The following is an 18,444-nucleotide window of genomic DNA, read 5'->3' on the forward strand; positions in this document are numbered from 1 at the left end:
CACCGACCCTTCGGTTTTGCCGCAGGGGGTGATGCAAGCCCTATTAATACCTGAAATACGAACCGAAGGAAATAGTAATGGCGCTCTCGCATCCTGGGGTGAGCGCCATGCCCGCACTTCGACGACCATGCAACCACGCCGGATACACGGCGGAGAACGGATGACCCTGCCCAAGACATGGCTGGTGGTGCGCCTGAGTGCGCTGGGCGACGTGGTGCTGACCACGGGCGTCCTGCTGTGGCTGCATCGTGCCCGTGGCTGGCGCTTCGTGGTGCTGACGCGGCCGCAGTGGGCACCGGTGTTCCGCAACCACCCCGCCGTGGACCGGGTGGCCACGGTGGATCCGCACGACCTGCGCCCCGCCGCGTTGCCCGGCTTCGTGCGTGGGCTGGCGGCGTCGCTGCCGGGCGCGGGCCTGCTGGACCTGCATGGCACCCTGCGCTCGCGGCTGCTGGGGCTGCTGTGGCCCGGACCGGTGCGCCGCTATCCCAAGTTTTCGGTGGAACGTCGCCTGTTCCTGCGGTCCGGCGGCAGGCTGTTCCGCGAACGGTTGCGCGCCAGCAACGTGACGCAACGGTACGCCCTGGCCGTGCAGGATGCGCCGCCGCCGCGTTCGGCGTTGCTGCCGCGCATTCTGCTGGACGACGCGGAGAGCGCGCGGGGCGTGGCCCTGCTGCGCGAGGCCGGGCTGCTGCCTGCGGGAACGCCGGATGGCGCTACGGACGGGGCCCCCGTTCCGGCCCGCCCGCTGGTGGCCCTGCATCCCTATTCCACGCATCCGGACAAGGCCTGGCTGCCCGATGCCTGGCGCGATCTGGCCGGGCGTCTTTCCGCCGCCGGGCATGCGTGGTTCGTGGTTGGGCGGTCCGGCGGAAAGGGAAATGCTGTTGCTGAAGCTGGGGGCGACGAGGCCGCGCCGCTCTTCGCGCTTGTGGAGCAGACCCGACGTGCGGGCGGACTGGCGGCGGATTTCACCGACCGCACGGACCTGCGCGAAACCTGCGCGCTGCTGGCCGCCGCGGACGTGCTGGTGACCGGAGATTCCGGCCCCATGCATCTGGCCGCCGGGGTGGGCACCCCGGTGGTGGCGCTGTTCGGCCCCACCACCCGCGAATGGGGCTTCTACCCGGAAGGCCCGCGCGATGTGGTGCTGGAAACCGGCGATGCCTGCCGCCCCTGTTCGCTGCACGGCAGCAGGCGCTGCGCCCGTTCCGGGCGCTGCATGACCGGCATCGCGCCCGATGCGGTGTTTGCGGCGGTGCGGCGGGTGGTTGGCGATGGAATGGCCGGGGCGGGCGCGGACGCCAAGAACTGCTGACGGCAGGGCCGCTGGCGGCGGGTCCGGTAGTGTCAGGCCCGCTGGCGCCGGATTATGCGGACGCCGGGCGTTGCTGGCGCCGGATTATGCGGACGCCGGGCGTTGCGGCGGCGTTGGGGAAGGCGCGGGCAGCGAACTGTAGTGGCCGGATGTCGGCGGCATTGCCGGATGGGGAACTGGCGGGATGGCGTGGTGCGCCGCCCGCCTTTTTTTTCGTCAGCGCGAAAGACGAGACAGCAGTTCCCGCGCCTCGGTCAGCGAAGGGTCGGCCTGCCACGCGCGGTTGGCGTATTCGTACGCCTTGTCGCGCTTGCGCCACTCCATGTACAGCTTGGCCAGGTTCAGCATGGTGCGCGGGTGCGAGCCGAACTGGCGCAATGCGCGCAGGTACACGATTTCCGCCTTGGGGTATTCGCGCAGTTCCAGATAGGCGGCCACCGCTCCGGAGTAGGCCGGTGCTTCTCCGGAAAAGCGTTCCAGCGCCGATTCGAACAGTTCCGCCGCCTCGTAGAACAGCCGTGCCCGCAGGAACCGCTGCCCGATGTCGCTGAGCACCCCGGGCTCGTGGCCCCATTCGTCGGCCACCCGGCGCAGCAGGGCCCGCCCGCGCGGCAGGTCGCCCGCGTCCAGCCTGTCCTGGCCGTTGCCGGTCAGTTCCATCTTGCGCATCAGTATTTTCTGGGCCTGCTCGGCGGCGCGGGCGCGCTCCTCTTCCAGCATGGCATGGCGGATGGATTCCAGCCGGTCGGCCAGGGGCAGTTCGTCGCCGGGGGCATAGGTCACGTACGGGCCGGAAAGCACCTTGCGCGTTTCGAAGAACTTGCGGATGACGTGGTTTCGGTTGAGATCGTTGACGAATTCATGGATGTGCACTTCCGTCTCAAAGCGCGCCTGCCCGATCAGCAGGGTGCCTTCGTACGCCTTGAGGGCCTTTTCCATGGCCTCCAGGGCGCGGGGCAGGTAGCCGCGCGCCAGATAGGCACGGGACCGCGCGATGTTGTCGCGCACGGCCTTGGGGGCGGTCATTCGCATGGGGAGTCCTTGCCGGAGCCGTGCTGGCCTGAGCGGTGTGAGCCGGAGCAGTGTGAGCCGGAACAGTGTGGGGCGGAACAGTCGGGTGTGGCGCAGTCGGAGGCAGAGCAGGAGGGGGCGATGCCGTGCATCGCGGGGTCGGCATGGGGGGCCGGGGCGGCGTGCGCCCAGCAGCGGCGCACCTCGTCGGCCTGGGCGCGCAGCAGGCTGTCCACGTCGTCGGGCACCAGCAGGCGGATGTCCGCGCCGCGCAGCCATTTGCCGCGCAGCAGGGACGCGCTGATGTCCAGCCGGGGCAGGGGCAGGAAGGTCAGGGTGGTATCCCCGTAGGGGCCGCCGCGCAGCAGGTGGCGTTCCGTGTCCGGCGCGGCCTGTGCATGGTCCGTCTGGGGCGCTAGCGGGGCGGCGTCGGGCCAGTGGGCGGCCAGGGCGGCACGGAAGGCTTCCGGCCCGCTGCCCGCGCGGGGCACCACCACGAAGTCGGCGACGCGCGGCAACTCCACTCCCCGGTGCCAGTGGGGCAGCATCTCGAAATCCTCGCCGCCCAGGATGAAGAACGGCGTGGCGTCCGGTTCGGCGGCGCGGTAGGCGTGCAGGGTGTCCCAGGTGTACGAGGGGCCGCTGCGCCCGCCTTCCAGCGCGTTCACGGCCAGCGCGGCAAACGGGCGCACGGCGGCATGCAGCAGGGACAGGCGCAGCCCGAAGGGCAAGAGGTCGTGCCCTTCCTTGTGGGGGGGCACGGCGCACGGGACGAGGTCGATGCGGTCGGGCCGCAGCGCCTCGGCCACCTCGATGGCCAGGCGCAGATGCCCCGCATGCACCGGGTTGAAACTGCCGCCAAGTATGCCGATGCGCCGCATGAACCTTTTGCCGCCCCCGTGGTTCGTTCGTGTTCCGTGATGCGTTTGGTGGCGGTCCGGGCAGCAGGCGCTTGCGGACCGCATGGGCGATGCTGGCGCGGCGGCACCCAGCGGGCCGCCGCGCCAGTCCTGTACCGGCTATTCGAGAATTTCCGCCACTCCCGCCATTCCCGTTACTCCCGGACCTGGCCCGCGCCGAACACCACGAACTTGGTGGTGGTCAGTTCCTGCACGCCCATGGGGCCGTAAGAGTGCAGCTTGGACGTGCTGATGCCGATCTCGGCGCCAAGGCCCAGCTGCCCGCCGTCGTTGAAGCGGGTGGAGGCGTTCACCGCCACCATGGAGGCGTCGGCCTCGCGCAGGAAGCGCATGGCCCGCCCATGGTCGCGGGTGCAGATGATTTCGGTGTGGTTGGACCCGTGCGCGGCGATGTGGGCCAGCGCCTCGTCCATGTCGTCCACCACGCGCACGGCCAGGATCAGGTCGTGGAATTCCATGCCGTAGTCTTCCGGGGCGGCGGCGGTGGCGGCATCGCCCAGCAGGGGCAGCGCCGTCGGGCACGCGCGGAAGGTCACTCCGGCAGGGGCCAGCCGGGCGGCCACGGCGGGCAGCAGGGCTGCGGCCTCGTCCTTGTGCACCAGCAGGCATTCCAGCGCGTTGCACACGCCGGGGCGCTGCACCTTGCCGTTGAAGACGATCTCCACGGCCTGGTCAAGGTCCGCGCCCGCGTCCACATAGGCGTGACACACGCCCTTGTAGTGCTTCAGGACGGGCATGGTGGCTTGCTGCACCACGGCGCGGATCAGGGTTTCGCCCCCGCGCGGGATGATCACGTCGATGTACTGCTCCAGCGCGCACAGGGCGCCCACGGCGGCCCGGTCGGTACGCGAGACCACCTGCACAGCATCGCCGGGCAGGCCGGAGGCGGACATGGCCTCGGCAATGAGCCCGGCCAGGGCCAGGTTGGAGTGGATGGCCTCCGACCCGCCGCGCAGGATCACCGCGTTGCCCGCCTTCAGGCACAGGATGGCGGAATCGATGGTCACGTTGGGGCGCGATTCGTAGATGATGGCGATGACGCCGAGGGGAATGCGCATGCGCCCCACCAGCAGGCCGTTGGGGCGCTGCCACTGGGTTTCCACCGCGCCCACCGGGTCGGGCAGGCCCGCCACGTGGCGGCAGGCGGCGGCCATTTCGGCCATGATGCGCGGGGTAAGGCGCAGGCGGTCCATGCGCGGGGCGTCCATGCCCGCCGCTTCGGCGGCGGCCAGGTCGCGCGCGTTGGCGGCCAGTATGTCGGACTCGCGCGATTCCAGCAGCCCGGCAAGGCGGACCAGGGCGTCGATCTTGGCGGCGGGGGCCGCGGCGGCCAGCTTGCGGGCGGCTGCCTTGGCGCGCTTGCCCATGGATTCGACCAGTTGGACGATGTCGCTCGTGGCGGTGTCCCTGGTTGCATCCGGGGCGGTGGTGGTGTTCTGCGTGCTCATGGCGGCTCCGGCGCTCTGGCGTTCCGTGTGGTGGCGGAACGACGTGAAGGTTGCGAAAGATTGCTATAGCCGCAGCCCCCCGGCAACGCAACAGTATGCCCTGCGGGCGTGCGGAAGGGCAAGGCGCAGGGCCAGTTCCGGCACGGTGATGGTGGTATGGCCGAGGCGCGCGGAAGGGCAGGGCGGTTCGCGCCTTTCGTTCGCCGCAGGGTGCATGGCTGCCGTTCATGCGCAAGTGCAGAGGGGGGCGGGTGAAGGGCGGGCACGGCAAGGACGTGCACAGGACCTGACACCCTGACGGAGTTCCATGTGATGGAATGCCCCCCCCTCGCGCATCGCGCAAGGCGGCTTGCATGATTTTGGCGGTGCCCCACGGACAGGACGGGAAGGTCTTGTCAAAACCCGCAAGCCCAGACGGGCCGCGAGGAACCGGCTTCCGGCCGGAATCCTTTTGACATTTCTGTAATGGGCACGTAAAAGAATCGGGCTTTGCGATTTCCAGCCATAAAGCGGCCCTGCGCCGCATTCCAAGGAGCAATTCGCATGTCGGAGAACACTGTCCGCAAAGGCCTGCCGCGCGCCCAGCAGCAGCCTGTAATTCCCCAGCAGCTGCAGGGCGAGGTGTCCGGAGAGGCCGCGCCGCTGCTGCGCTTCGTGCTCGACAACGCCCGCTATATCGCCGCCGGTCTCGGCGTGCTGGTGCTGGCCGCCGGTGCCGGCGCGGGTTACCGCTGGTGGGCTGCCGACAAGGCGCGCCAGGCGCAGGCCGATCTGGGCACGATTATCGTGGCCAAGACCGGCGCGGATCGCGTGCAGGCCCTGGAGGCGTTTCTGGCCAAGGCTCCGTCGGGCGTGCGCAACGCCGTGCTGCTGGACCTTGCCGCCGCCGCCATGGAGCAGAAGGACTACGACAAGGCCGCCTCGGCCTGGGAACGCCTGGCCGCCGCCGATGGCGCCATCGGCGTGGTGGCCCGCATCGGTCGCGCGCAGGCCCTGTCGCAGGCTGGCAAGGATGCCGAGGCCCTGACCGTGCTGGAAGGCCTGGAAAGCTCGGTGAGCGAGATTTCGCGCAATGCCGTTCGCGGCCAGCTGGCAGTGGTGGCGGAGCGTGCGGGCAAGCTGGACCGCGCCGTGGCTGCCTACGAGCAGCTGATGGCCTCCGAATCCGCCGGCAACAAGGACTATTTCAAGAGCCGCGCCGAAGCGCTGAAGGCCCGCATGCAGAAGGGGGGCGCGTAAGCCCATGAGCGAGTCCACTGCAACATCGGGCGCGACTCCGGGTGCCCGCCCGGTGAATCCCCTGCTGGCCGATGAACCCGGCGCGCGCCGCCTGCTGCTGGGCAACGAGGCCATCGTGCGCGGGGCGCTGGAGGCGGGCGTCAACCTGGTGGCCTGCTACCCCGGCACCCCGTCGTCCGAAGTGCCCGACACCTTCCGCCGCATCGGCGGCGGTGGCCGCTATCGCCTGGAATATTCGGTGAACGAGAAGGTGGCCATGGAAGTGGGGGCGGGTGCCGCCCTGGCCGGGGCCCTGACGCTGGTGACCATGAAGCACGTGGGCGTCAACGTGGCCGCCGACCCGCTGCTGACCATGACCTACACCGGACTGCCCGGCGGCCTGCTGCTGCTTTCCGCCGATGACCCCGGCTGCCACGCCAGCCAGAACGAACAGGACAACCGCACCTATGCCCGTTTCGCGGGCATGCCGTGCTTCGAGCCCGCCACCGCGCAGGAAGCCAAGGACATGACGCGCGATGCGCTGCTGCTGGCGCGCGAGCTTGAACAGCCCGTGCTGCTGCGCACCACCACCCGCGTCAACCACCTGCGCGGCGCCGTGGAATTCGGCCCCCTGGGCCAGCCCGCGCCCATCGTGCCCTTCGAGCGCAACCCCCGCCGTTTCGTGCCCGTGCCCGCCGTGGCCCGCGTGCGCCACGCCGAACTGGTCAGGCACCTGGGCATGGCGCGGGAGAAGGCCGAGCATTCTCCGTGGAACACCGTGCGCGGCGAAGGGCGCTTCGGCGTCATCGCCAGCGGCATCAGCCGCGCCTACCTGTCCGACGCCCTGCACGAGACGGGCTGGGACGACCGGGTGAAGGTGCTGGACCTGGGCATGACCTGGCCCCTGCCGGAAGCCCTGCTGACCGACTTCCTGTCCCAGTGCGACGCCGTGCTGGTGCTGGAAGAACTGGAACCCCTGCTGGAAAACGACGTGCGCGCCCTGGTGCAGCGCAACAACCTGCCCGTGGCCGTCAGCGGCAAGGGCGGCGCGCTGACCATCTACGGCGAATACTCCACCCAGACCGTCACCCAGGCCCTGGCCGACCTGCTGGGCGAAACCGCCCGGCTGCCGATCGCCTGCGACCCGGAAACGGCCCTGCCCGTGCGCCCGCCCAACCTGTGCCCCGGCTGCTCGCACCGCGCGCTGTACTATGCCGTGCGCAAGGTGTTCGGCGACGACGCCGTGTACTCCAGCGACATCGGCTGCTACACGCTGGGGCTGCTGCCGCCGCTGCGCATGGCCGACTTCCTGTTCTGCATGGGCTCGTCGGTGTCTTCCGGTTCCGGGTTCGCCACGGCCTCGGGCAAGCCCACGCTGGCCTTCATCGGCGATTCCACCTTCTTCCATTCCGGCATCACCGGGCTGGTCAACGCGGTGTTCAACAAGCACGACCTGATCGTGGTGGTGCTGGACAACGGCACCACGGCCATGACCGGACATCAGCCCAACCCCGGCGTGGTCCAGGAAGTGCTGGGCAACGCCTGCGTGCACCTGGACATAGAGGCCGTGGTGCGCGGCTGCGGCGTGGCCGACGTGGTCAAGGTGCGGCCCTTCAACGTCAAGTCCACCATGAAGGCCCTGGCGGAAATGAAGGAACGCTCCGGCGTGCGCGTGATCATCGCCGAAGAGCCGTGCGTGCTCTACGCCCGGCGCACCCTGAAGAAGCCGCGCAACCAGGTGGCCTACGTTGCCGAGCAGGGGCCGTCCGTGGCCGACTGCCTGGAACACCTGGCCTGCCCCGCCTTCTTCCGCGACGACACCGGCATCCACGTGGACGAGAACCTCTGCGGCGGCTGCATGGTCTGTCTGCAGGTTGCGGACACCATCAAGGCCCGCAAGAGGAGCGACGCATGAGCACCCCCGCACGCATCCGCATCTACCTTACCGGCGTGGGCGGACAGGGCACCCTGACCGCCACCACCCTGCTGGCCCGCACCGCCCTGGACCAGGGGCTGGAAGTGACCTCCGGCGAAATCCACGGCATGGCCCAGCGCGGCGGGGTGGTGGAATCCACCATCCTGCTCGGCGGCTGGATGAGCCCCAAGATCGGCCATGGCGAGGCGGACCTGATCCTTGGCTTCGAACCGCTGGAAACCCTGCGCGGCATGACCCACCTGGCCGCCGGGGGCAGCGTGCTGTCCAATACCGAGCCGCTGCCGCCGGTGGGCGTTTCCACCGGGCGCGAAGCCTACCCCGAGATGGAGCGCATCCGCGCCAAGGTGGAAGGCTGCGCCGCCAAGTCGTGGTTCCTGCCCTGCCGCACCCTGGGCCTTCAGGCCGGGTCGGTGCAGGCGGGCAACAGCGTGCTGCTGGGCGCGGCCTGCGCCTCTGGGCTTCTGCCCTTTGGTCCGGACGCGCTGGAAGCCGCCATCCGCACCCATCTTGCCCCCAAACTCATGGACATGAACCTGAGGGCGGTCGAACTGGGTGTTCGGGCCGTAGCCTCCGCGAGCTGACCGCATGACCACCATTACCGACGACAAGCGCCTCCAGCCCTATCTCGGCACGCTCCAGAAGATCGTGTCCGACATGGGGCCGCAGCGACCGTTTCAGTCCACCCTGAAGTCGCTGCTCCGCACGCTGGCTGAAAACCATGACTTCCAGCGGCCGCACATCGTCATCTTCGACCCGGAGACCCGCACCCTCAAGCTCAGCCTGTCGCAGACGCCCACCAAGGCGGACCACGTGGAATACGAGCCGGGCGTGGGCGTGACGGGGCAGGTGTTCTCCACGGGCCAGCCGGTCATCGTGCCGCGCATCAAGGACCACCCGGCCTTCCTGAACAAGGCCTTTGGCCGTACCGACGAAGAGCAGGAAAACCTGGCCTTCATCTGCGTGCCGGTTCTGGGGCCCGCCGACGAACCCCGGCAGGGCCGCGAAGTCATCGGCACGCTGAGCGTGGACACCCCCTCGGTGTCCATGCCGCAGCTGGAATCGCACTGCCGGTTCCTGGAGGTGGTGGCGGGCATGATCGCCAACCACGCCTCGTACCTGCAGGAGGAAATGGCCCGCCAGAAGCACCTGATGACCCAGGGCCTCATCGTGGGCGACAGCAACGACATCGGGTTCACCCCGTCCAACGTGGTTGCCGCGTCCAAGGCCATGAGACTGGTGCTGAACCAGGCGGCCCAGGTTGGCCCCAGCCGCGCCACGGCGTTGCTGCGGGGCGAATCGGGCACCGGCAAGGAACTGCTGGCGGAAGCCATCCACCAGACCAGCCCCCGGCGCGAGATGCCCCTGATCAAGCTGAACTGCGCGGCGCTGCCCTCCGAACTGGTGGAAAGCGAGTTGTTCGGCTACCAGAAGGGCGCCTTCACCGGGGCGGTGCACACCAAGAAGGGCCTGTTCGAACTGGCCAACAAGGGCACCCTGTTCCTGGACGAAGTGGGCGAACTGTCGCCCAACGCCCAGGCCAAGGTGTTGCGCGCCATCCAGGAGCAGGAAATCCAGCGCCTGGGCAGCGAACAGACCATCACCGTGGACGTGCGCCTGATCTGCGCCACCCACCAGCCGCTGGAGGAGCTTGTCGAGCGGGGGTTGTTCCGCGAGGACCTGTACTACCGCATCAACGTGTTCCCCATCTTCATTCCGCCGCTGCGCGAGCGGCGCGAAGACATCCTGCCGCTGGCGGAACACTTCCTGCGCATCTATTCCGACGAATACGCGCGCAGCATCAAGCGCATCTCCACCCCGGCCATCGACCTGCTGACGCAGTACCACTGGCCCGGCAACATCCGCGAACTGAAGAACTGCATCGAACGCGCGGTGCTGGTGTGCGACGAACAGGTCATCCGCACCTACCACCTGCCGCCTTCGTTGCAGACTGCGGAATCCACCGCCACGGACACCAACCTCTCGTTCTGCGAGGCGGTGGCCAAGTTCGAGCAGGAACTGCTGGTGGACGCGCTGAAAAAGGCGCGCGGCAACATGTTGCAGGCCGCCCGCGACCTGCGCGTGAGCTACCGCATCGTCAACTACAAGGTGAAGAAGTACGGCATCGACGCCAAGAAGTTCGCCGTGGCCAAGGCGCGCGGCATGAAATAGGCGCTGCCCGGCTGACGCACGCATTGATGCGACCGGCTTCCGGCAACGGGGGCCGGTCGTTTGCTTTTGGCGGTCGCGGCGAAGCAGGGTGAACCATGGAAACAGCAATGAATATCCACGACATGCAACGCTGCATCGAGGACAATCTGGCTACACGGCTGGCCGCGCAAGTGCCCCTGCTGGGTGGCGGGGACGCAACCGACCACACAGACGGGGCGGCGGGCCGGGAGAACGGGCAGGGCACGCAGATGCAGCCGGAGTGCAGGCCTGACCTGCTGGACCGGTCGGACGTGCGCGCCGTGTACGCCGGGGTGGCCTCGGACACTTTCAACAAGGCCTTCGCGTATGGGGGCGGCCTGCCGCTGGCGGATACGGTGGCGGCGGTGCGGTCGTTTTTCGGTGGGCATGGCGCACCGTACACGTGGTGGCTGGGGCCGCTTTCCGGCGCTGGGGACGGGGCAGGGGAAGGGGAGGACATTCCCGCCGCGCTGGCGGCGCACGGCTTTGCCGCGGGCGAAGTGGAAACCGGCATGTACCTGCCGCTGGCGGATGCGGAACTGGAAGAGCCAGCACCAACGCCGGGGCTGGATATCCGTGTTGTCCATGATGCGGAGGGAGTGACGGATTTTGCCTCGGTGCTGGCCGCCAATTGGAATCCGCCCGACGGCGAGGTGTTGCGCTTCTACCGTTGCGCCGCCCCGGCCCTGTGCAGTCCCGGTTGCCCCGCAACACTGCTGGCGGCGTATCTGGACGGCCAACTGGCGGCGGCTGCGGAAGTGTACCGCACCGCGTCGGGATGCCTTGCGGCAGGGGACGCCGCGCACCTCGACGTGGCGGGCGTGTACAACGTGTGCACGCTGGAGGCCTTCCGGCGGCGTGGACTGGGCTCCGCCGTCACTCGCGCCGCCTTGCTGCACGCCCGGCAGGCGGGCTGCCGCCACGCTGTGTTGCAGGCCTCGGGCGAGGGGTACCGCGTCTATGCCCGGCTGGGCTTTCGCGACGTGGGGCGCTTCGTGGAGTGCGTGCCCGTGGATTGAGCGGTACGCATCCTGTGTGCGGCGGCGCGATGCCTTCGCGCCAGACAAATGAACGACAAAAACGGGCGGGACCGCGCATGCTGCGCAATCCCGCCCGTTGCATTCCGATGATGCATGTCAGGTGCAGACCGGTATTGCCCGGGCTGTCCAGTCTGTCTTGTCTATCTTGTCCGGGCTGACCGGCTTGCCGGGGGTGTCGGTCCGTCCCGGCTGGCCGACCCGAGCGGCCTACGCCGTGGGATCCTCGTCCAGCCAGCCCTGCAAGGTCTCAATGATCTTGCGGGCCTGGTCGGCGCTGGAGATGTTGAACTTGGACTGGGCGCGGTATTCGCCGTTCATCTTCTTGTAGCGCTTTACCACGTACTTGTCCGCGCCGTAGTCTTCGGTCTTGGGATCCCACTGCTGGTAGCGGAACAGGATGGTGGTCCATGCGCCCTTGGAGAGCACGGACTTGTCCAGTTCCTTGACCACAAGCTGGCCGTCTTCTTCGTAATTCACCGTCAATTCTTCAATGGTCGTGCTCATGGTCTGGTCCGTCTGCGCCCCGCAAGGGGCGGAAATGCGTTGTTCATATCAGGGCGCTCTGTATTAACGCCCTTTGCGTTCATTCGCGCGGCGCGAATTCCATTCTCCAGCAAGGAAGGCAAGACGCTCGCATTCTTAGCGCGCCCAGGATTTTTGTCCCCTGTCAAGGAAGGCGAGTTCGCCGCGATGGGAGCGTGCGCCAGCCGTTATGCGAGTGCGAAGCACGAGTATTACGGATAGCGACCGCAGAGCGCTCTTTGGTACGTGACCGGAGCGGCGAACGAAGCCTAACACCGACAGGGGGCAAAAGGACGGGCGCGCCCCCTAGACGATGATGTCGTCTTCAGAATGCGCCCCATTCTCCTCCGCCGCCGCCCAGATGCCGCCCGCATCGCCGAAGTTGCGCTGGGCCTGCTTCAGCCCCAGGGCAAAGGCCTTGGCGTTCACCTCGCGGATCTTGGCGGGCAGGTTGGCCTCCAGGCTCTTGCGCATCACCTTGGGGTCGGCAAAGGGCAGAAGGTGCGTCACCGCGCCCATGACCATGGTGTTGATGGTCATGGGGTTGCCGATCTGCTCCTTGGCCATCTGCGTGAACGGCAGCCCCAGGTACACGTTGGTGGGCGCATGCTTGACCAGGGTGGTGTCCACCAGCAGGATGCCGGTCTTCTTCAGCAGCCGGTAGTAACTATTGCACGCCTCTGGGCTCAGGGCCACCAGCAGGTCCAGGTTTTCGGTCTTGGGGTAGCTGATGGGGCGCGAGCTGACAACCACGTCGGCGCGGCTGGAGCCGCCGCGCGCCTCAGGGCCGTAGCTCTGGGTCTGGGTGACGTAGTAGCCGTGGCCCAGCGCCAGCGCCGAGCCCAGCAGGCGGCCCAGGGTGATCAGCCCCTGCCCGCCCAGGCCCGAAAGGCGGATTTCGAAACGGTCTATGGGTTGCGGCGCCTTCATCGGTTCTGCCCCATGAGTTTGCGTTGCAGCTCGAAGTAGCGTTCCTCAAGGCCCGGCTCTTCCACGTCGCGGAACACCCCGATGGGGATGCGCCCGTCGGCGGGTTTCTGGTCCGGGTCCTTCAGGGTTTCCACCTTCACGGTGTTGGACTTCAGCCACTTGTACATGTCCACGGCGTTGCGGAACTTGTTCTTGCGCCCGTACTGGGTGGGGCAGGGGCTGAACACTTCCACCACCGAAAAGCCGGGGTGCATGATGGCCGAGCTGATCAGCCTGTCCATCTGGATGGCGTGGAACGAGGTGCCCCGCGCCACGTAGCTTGCGCCCGCAGCCTTGCACATGTCCATGATGTCGAAGGACTTTTCCAGCGACCCGAAGGGCGTGGTCATGGAAATGTCGCCCTGCGGCGTGGCGGACGAACACTGCCCGCCGGTCATGCCGTAGATGTGGTTGTTCAGGATCAGCGCGGTAACGCCGATGTTGCGCCGCGCGGCATGGATGAGGTGGTTGCCGCCGATGGACAGGGCGTCGCCGTCGCCCATGACGCAGATGACCTTCAGCTTGGGGTTGGCCATCTTGATGCCGGTGGCGAAGGTAAGCGCCCGGCCATGGGTGGTGTGCACGGTGTTGAAGTCCACGTACACGGCCATGCGGCCGGAACAGCCGATGCCCGCCACCAGCACCACGTCGTCCTTGGGCAGGCCCAGTGCGTGCACGCTGCGGATCAGCGATCCCAGCACGATGCCGTGGCCGCAGCCCGCGCAGAACACGTGGGGGAACTTCTTGTTATGGCGCAGGTAGTCGTGGATGAGTTGGGTAACGTCCGCCATGGCCCACCTACAGTATGGCTTTCAGGATTTCGGAGGGCGTGATGATCTGCCCGTCCACCCGGTTGATGGTGCGCACCTTGGTGCGGCCGTTGTTGACGCGCTTCACCTCGCGCGACATCTGCCCCATGTTCATTTCGGGCACCACCACGGTGTGGCAGCGGTGGGTCAGCTTTTCCACCGCAGGGCGCGGGAAGGGGAACAGCGTCTTCAGGGTGAGCAGCCCGGCCTTGGCCCCGCGTTCGCGGGCCTGTTCCACGGCCAGATGGGCGGAACGCGCCACGCTGCCGTAGGCCACCACGGCCACTTCCGCGTCGTCCAGCATGTATTCGTCGGACATCTGGATGTCGCCGTAGTACTGGTCGATCTTGCGGAACAGGCGCAGCATGGCGTCCTTCACTTCATCGGGGCGCTGGGTGGGGTAGCCCATGACGTCGTGGGTCAGCCCGGTGACGTGGGTGCGGTAGCCGGAGCCGATGGGCGCCATGGCGGGCACGCCACGCGCCGTGTCGGCATAGGGCTTGAACCATTCCGGCGGCACCGTGGGTTCCACGCGGGAAAGGATTTCCACCTCGTCCGGGTCGGGCACGGTGATCTTTTCGCGGGTATGGGCCGTCACCTCGTCCAGCAGCAGGATGACCGGGGTGCGGTACTTTTCGGCAAAGTTGAAGGCCGTCACGGTCATCTCCAGGCATTCCTGCACGTTGGAGGCGGACAGCACGATGATGGGGTGGTCGCCGTGGGTGCCCCAGCGGGCCATCTGCACGTCGGCCTGGGCCGGGCTTGTGGGCAGGCCGGTGCTGGGGCCGCCGCGCATGACGTTGACCACCACCAGCGGCGCCTCGACCATGCAGGCGTAGCCGATGTGCTCCTGCATCAGGGCAAAGCCCGGGCCGGAGGTGGCCGTCATGGCCTTGCGGCCCGCCAGCGACGCGCCGATGGTGGCGCCCATGCTGGCGATTTCGTCTTCCATCTGGATGAACACGCCGTCTTCGATCAGGGGCAGGCGGTTGGCCATGACCTCCATGATCTCGGTGGACGGAGTGATGGGATAACCGGCGTAGAACGAGCACCCGGCCAGCAGTGCGCCTTCGGCCACCGCCTCGTTGCCGAGCGCGAACAGTTCGCGTCTCTTGCGTTTCTTGCGTTGCACCGCCATGGCGTCACTCTTCGGGGTTGGGGTTCGGTTCGGGCGTGGGCTCGGGCGGAGAGGCTCGGCCATGTTCGGATTCGGGGTCGCTCCATCCGCTGCGGGGGTCCGGCTGGCCCGCACCGTTGCGGGTGCGCGGCTTGATGGCAATGGCGAAGTCCGGACAGTGCAGCTCGCAGAACCCGCAATTGATGCATTCGTCCTCGTGGGCCACCTCGGCCTTGCCGAAGGCGTTCAGCACAAGCACCTTGGCGGGGCAAAACGCCACGCACAGGCCGCAGCCCTTGCACCAGTCGGGGTATACGCAGACGCGGGTCTGACCTTTTTGCTTCTTTGACATGGGCACACCAGTGGTGGCTTTGGGTGCAACGGAGCAGGGCGTCCGTTCCGTGGTGGCCGGGCCGCGTGGGCCGGGATGATGCGAGCGGTGAGAGTGCCGCCCCTGCGCGCGTTTGGGCCATCAATAAACGCAACCACAGGTCACGGCAAGAAAAATTCGACAAGCTGCACGGTTGTGCAAACAGTGGAAACATGCCGGGAGCATGGGGTGGTGAAGCGAGCTTCTTGCTTGATGCAGCAGGGGCGCGGTGTGCGGCCCGACGGGGCCCGATATGGCCAGCAGTGAACGGACGTGAATGAAGCTTGGCAGGGGCGGCGCAATGGGCACGAAGCCCAACGCGAGGCTGCCGGGCCGGGGCGGGCGTGGTTCCCGGCGGTACGACGGATCGGGCGGTGGCATGAGAAACGGCGGCCCCTGCGGGAGCCGCCGATGTGTTCGTCATGTCAGCCGATGAAAGCTCCATGATGCGCATTTGCCCGTCTGCATCAGCTTGGCATCAGCTTGGCATCAGCCTGGCGCCAGATTGCCGTCAGATGGACCAGCTTGCGATCAGCCCCCGGATCACTTCCGGGGCAACGCCGCGTTGCGATGCGGTCATGACCTTGGTGGGGTACTGTTCCGCCACCTGCAACGAACGCATGTACAGGGCGATGATTTCGTCCGTCACCTGAAGGCGCATGCCGGAACGTACCTGTTGGCCCAGCACCATTTCCAGTATCTTGCGCCCGGAAAAGGTGGAGATGTCGGAATAGATGTACGCCATGGCGCACCCCCTTTTGGCACGAAGGCCATCGCGGCATGGCTGCGTCCCCCGCAATCGTCCGGAATGCGGGTGGGGACGGCGTCATGTCGCCTGTTCGGGGCTGCCGGTCCGTGGCTGCCTGTGATGCCGGATGGCGGGCGGGTGGAGCGTGCCGTTCCGCTGCCTTCCATATTCTGACAGATAGCCGCAAGGCGGGCGTCTGGCAAGGGCGCCACCGCGAAATGCCGCCCCGGGGAATGATTATCCGGGGTGGGCGGGGGCGGCAGGGGGGCTGATTGATGCCCCCCGGAATGTCGGAATGCCGGAGTGCCGAGGTGCCGCCCGGTGCGTCAGGCGGTCCGTATGAATCAGGCGTGCCCGCTACATCAGACGTGCCCGGCTCCGTTACCCTTCCTTGGGGTCACCCAGCAGGGCCACCGCGCAGGCTCCGGGGCCGCTGTGGCAGCCCAGCACCGGCGATGCGGGCATCACGTACAGCGGGGCCACGCCGAAGCGGGCTTCCAGCTCCTTCGCGTAGCGCGCGGCGGTGTCCGGCGCGCCCACGTGGGCCACGGCAAAGCGCGGATTGTCCAGGTTGGCCGCCGCCCGCTCCAGCAGAGCGAACAGCTTTTCCCCGGCGCGGCGCGGGCCGATGCCCTTGGCCGCCACGTCCACCTTGCCTCCCTTGCGCGGGTCGAAGCACACCACTGGCTTGATGTGCAGCAGTTTGGCCACCATGCCGGTGCCCCGGCTCATGCGGCCACCGCGCACGGCAAAGTCTAGGGTGTCCATGGAAACGTACACGTGCAGGTTGTCCGCGTCCCGCGCGGCAAGGCGGGCCACCTCGGCTGCGTCCATGCCGGTTTGCGCGCGGCGGGCCGCTTCCAGCACCACAAGGCCAAGGCCCACGGTCAGGGTGCGGCAGTCCACGGCGGCGATGTGCGGCGAAACCATGCGCGCCACGGTGGCGGCGGACTGGTGGGTGCCGCTGTACATGGCCGTCACGTGCAGCGAGGCCACCTGGGCATGGGTGGCCAGCACCTCTTCGTACACGGTGCGGAAATCGGCAGGCGCAGGCTGCGAGGTGCGCGCGGAACGTGACGAGGGCAGGCGGCGGTTGAACTCGTCCGCCGAGATGCTCACCTTGTCCACGAACTCCTCGTCGTCCAGGAACAAGCGCAGGGGCACGGTGCGGATGGCGTACTGGTCCAGCAGCTCGCGCGGCAGGTCGCAGGTGGAATCGGTGACCACGGCGGTGCCGGTGGGCGCGGGCGCGGCCTGGGGGTGCCCCCCCGCCATGGCGGCCAGCAGGTCGCGGTGCTGGCGCAGCATGTCCTCTGCCTTGTGATGCGATACCTCGCCGTATTCGGCGGCGATGGCGAAGACGGTGTCCGGCGTGTCGGTATGCACGTGAACGCGGGTGACGGCCCCGGCGCCCGCCACCACGATGGAATCGCCCAGTTCCTCCAGCCGGACGCGCAGTTCCTCGCGGTCGACGGGGCTGGTCGCCTCGCTGCGGATCAGGCACTCGGTGCAGTAGCCGTAGGTCAGATCTTCCACGGCCACCCGCTCCTGGGCCTCGCCCAGAGTGGCGTTGTCGGCGCTGTCGGCCTCGCCGGGCGTGCCCGCCGTGCCGGTGGTTCCCGACTGTCCGTCTGTCTTGCCGCGCCGGTTGATGGTGCCGCGCTCGGTGAATTCGGCAATGCCTTCAAGCAGGTACACGAAGCCAAGGCCCCCGGCATCGACGACGTCGGCGGCCTTGAGCGCGGCCAGCTTTTCGCGCGTTTCCTGCACCGACTGGCGGGCACGGTCCAGCGAATCGTGCAGCAGGTGGTGGAAATCCTTGTAGGAATGGCAGTTTTCGCGCAGGTGTTCGGCCCAGTCGCGAATGACCGTGAGGATGGTGCCCTCCTTGGGGTGGGCAATGGCCTCCACGGCGCGTCGCGCGGCCAGCGACGCGGCTTCCGCGAAGTCGCGGGGGCTGACGCGCGAAAGATCCTTCACCCCTTCGGAAAACCCGGCCAGAAACTGGGCCAGGATGACCCCGGAATTGCCCCGCGCACCCATCAGCGCCGATTCGGCCACGATGGAACTCATGCGACCGATGGAACTTTCCGGCGTGGCCGAGGTGGAGGCCACGATGGATTTCATGGTGCCCGCCATGTTGCTGCCCGTGTCGCCGTCCGGCACGGGAAACACGTTGATGGCGTTGAGATGGCCGTGCTTTTCGATGAGGCGGCGCGCGGCGGCGCGCACCACCCGGCGGAAGCGGATGCCGTCGAGGTAGCTGATGCGCGATGGCTGGGCCTGGCCTTCGGGGGCGGATTCGGCCTGGGGATGGCCCGTGGTCTGGTCCGAAGTCTGGTCCGTGGGCTGGGCCATGGTCTGGTCCGGGTTTTGGTCCGGGACCTGGCTCAGGGTCTGGTCCGTGGGCGGGGTCTGCCTTTGCTGCAAGTGGGGTCGCTCCTGACGGGGCAAATACATGTATGGATGCGCAAGGCCGGGGGTGGCGAAACCGTGCCGCAAGGACACGGTGAATGCGGTCGGGCAGCGGCCTTGCGGCATGCCCGGCCCCCAGCGGCGCGTTAGCTATAATGGAGTTGCCGTGTCACTGCAACATTGTTGTAACAGTCCACAATGAAACGGAAACGCGGTCTTTTGCCGTGACCTGGGCGGGGCTGGCCGGGCCGGGGAGGCACGGAACCCGCCCCTCGGCGTTGACGAGGCAGGCCTGTCATGCGACATGCTGCCGGGAACGCGCAGCGCTCCCGGCGCTGCCGTCAGGCAGTCTCGTTTCCGCCCGGAGTTCCGGTCCATTGCGCATGATAGCCATGGCCTCGCACGGGTTTGTCCGG

General features: G+C 67.8%; 16 protein-coding genes. 6 read left to right on the top strand and 10 right to left on the bottom strand.

The features are described from left to right. Window positions 1-160 precede the first annotated feature (160 nt). Complete coding sequence (locus tag K6142_RS13620) at window positions 161-1,318, top strand: glycosyltransferase family 9 protein (protein ID WP_223380902.1); 1,158 nt, start codon at window positions 161-163, stop codon at window positions 1,316-1,318. 216 nt (window positions 1,319-1,534) lie between these two features. Here K6142_RS13620 and K6142_RS13625 read toward each other — a convergent pair whose 3' ends face one another. From K6142_RS13625 to K6142_RS13635, 3 genes are all read right to left on the bottom strand, one after another. Then, window positions 1,535-2,350, bottom strand: coding sequence for a hypothetical protein (locus K6142_RS13625; protein ID WP_190244161.1), 816 nt, complete (start codon window positions 2,348-2,350; stop codon window positions 1,535-1,537). Continuing rightward, on the bottom strand, window positions 2,341-3,210 hold the full coding sequence (nadD, locus tag K6142_RS13630) for a nicotinate (nicotinamide) nucleotide adenylyltransferase (RefSeq protein ID WP_190244162.1): 870 nt from the start codon (window positions 3,208-3,210) through the stop codon (window positions 2,341-2,343). The genes K6142_RS13625 and nadD overlap by 10 nt, the downstream gene beginning before the upstream one ends. Before the next feature lie 173 nt (window positions 3,211-3,383). Then, a complete protein-coding gene (locus K6142_RS13635; protein WP_190244163.1) occupies window positions 3,384-4,697 on the bottom strand; it encodes a glutamate-5-semialdehyde dehydrogenase in 1,314 nt (437 codons plus the stop codon). A gap of 543 nt (window positions 4,698-5,240) precedes the next feature. Between K6142_RS13635 and K6142_RS13640 the strand changes: the two genes are divergently transcribed. The 5 genes from K6142_RS13640 to K6142_RS13660 all read left to right on the top strand — a co-directional run bounded on the left by K6142_RS13640 (window position 5,241) and on the right by K6142_RS13660 (window position 11,057). Next, window positions 5,241-5,936, top strand: a complete 696-nt coding sequence (locus tag K6142_RS13640; protein ID WP_190244164.1) for a tetratricopeptide repeat protein — start codon at window positions 5,241-5,243, stop codon at window positions 5,934-5,936. 4 nt (window positions 5,937-5,940) lie between these two features. Then, complete coding sequence (gene iorA, locus K6142_RS13645; protein WP_190244165.1) at window positions 5,941-7,830, top strand: indolepyruvate ferredoxin oxidoreductase subunit alpha; 1,890 nt, start codon at window positions 5,941-5,943, stop codon at window positions 7,828-7,830. Further along, a complete protein-coding gene (locus tag K6142_RS13650) occupies window positions 7,827-8,432 on the top strand; it encodes an indolepyruvate oxidoreductase subunit beta (protein ID WP_012611758.1) in 606 nt (201 codons plus the stop codon). The genes iorA and K6142_RS13650 overlap by 4 nt, the downstream gene beginning before the upstream one ends. 4 nt (window positions 8,433-8,436) lie before the next feature. After that, a complete protein-coding gene (locus K6142_RS13655; RefSeq protein ID WP_190244166.1) occupies window positions 8,437-10,020 on the top strand; it encodes a sigma 54-interacting transcriptional regulator in 1,584 nt (527 codons plus the stop codon). 107 nt (window positions 10,021-10,127) lie between these two features. Further along, window positions 10,128-11,057, top strand: a complete 930-nt coding sequence (locus K6142_RS13660) for a GNAT family N-acetyltransferase (RefSeq protein ID WP_223290267.1) — start codon at window positions 10,128-10,130, stop codon at window positions 11,055-11,057. 228 nt (window positions 11,058-11,285) lie between these two features. Here the strand turns inward: K6142_RS13660 and K6142_RS13665 are convergent, their stop codons facing one another. From K6142_RS13665 to K6142_RS13695, 7 genes are all read right to left on the bottom strand, one after another. Continuing rightward, window positions 11,286-11,582, bottom strand: coding sequence for a hypothetical protein (locus tag K6142_RS13665; protein ID WP_012611755.1), 297 nt, complete (start codon window positions 11,580-11,582; stop codon window positions 11,286-11,288). A 324-nt stretch (window positions 11,583-11,906) separates the two neighbouring features. Then, a complete protein-coding gene (locus K6142_RS13670; protein WP_012611754.1) occupies window positions 11,907-12,530 on the bottom strand; it encodes a 2-oxoacid:acceptor oxidoreductase family protein in 624 nt (207 codons plus the stop codon). Continuing rightward, a complete protein-coding gene (locus K6142_RS13675) occupies window positions 12,527-13,360 on the bottom strand; it encodes a 2-oxoacid:ferredoxin oxidoreductase subunit beta (protein ID WP_190244168.1) in 834 nt (277 codons plus the stop codon). Before K6142_RS13675 ends, K6142_RS13670 begins: the two co-directional genes overlap by 4 nt. Window positions 13,361-13,367: 7 nt before the next feature. After that, window positions 13,368-14,516: a 2-oxoacid:acceptor oxidoreductase subunit alpha gene (locus K6142_RS13680; protein ID WP_012611752.1), complete on the bottom strand. Its 1,149-nt coding sequence runs from the start codon at window positions 14,514-14,516 to the stop codon at window positions 13,368-13,370. 4 nt (window positions 14,517-14,520) lie between these two features. Beyond that, window positions 14,521-14,847 carry a ferredoxin family protein gene (locus K6142_RS13685; RefSeq protein ID WP_012611751.1) on the bottom strand — a complete coding sequence of 109 codons (327 nt, stop codon included), beginning with the start codon at window positions 14,845-14,847 and terminating at the stop codon, window positions 14,521-14,523. 529 nt (window positions 14,848-15,376) lie between these two features. After that, the gene (locus K6142_RS13690) at window positions 15,377-15,610 is read right to left on the bottom strand and encodes a hypothetical protein (RefSeq protein ID WP_012611750.1); all 234 of its coding nucleotides are present in this window, start codon (window positions 15,608-15,610) and stop codon (window positions 15,377-15,379) included. A 384-nt stretch (window positions 15,611-15,994) separates the two neighbouring features. Next, window positions 15,995-18,043: a DegV family protein gene (locus tag K6142_RS13695; protein WP_223290268.1), complete on the bottom strand. Its 2,049-nt coding sequence runs from the start codon at window positions 18,041-18,043 to the stop codon at window positions 15,995-15,997. Between the last annotated feature and the right edge of the window lie 401 nt (window positions 18,044-18,444).

This window comes from Nitratidesulfovibrio sp. SRB-5 (assembly GCF_019931275.1).
Classification (GTDB): Bacteria; Desulfobacterota; Desulfovibrionia; order Desulfovibrionales; family Desulfovibrionaceae; genus Cupidesulfovibrio.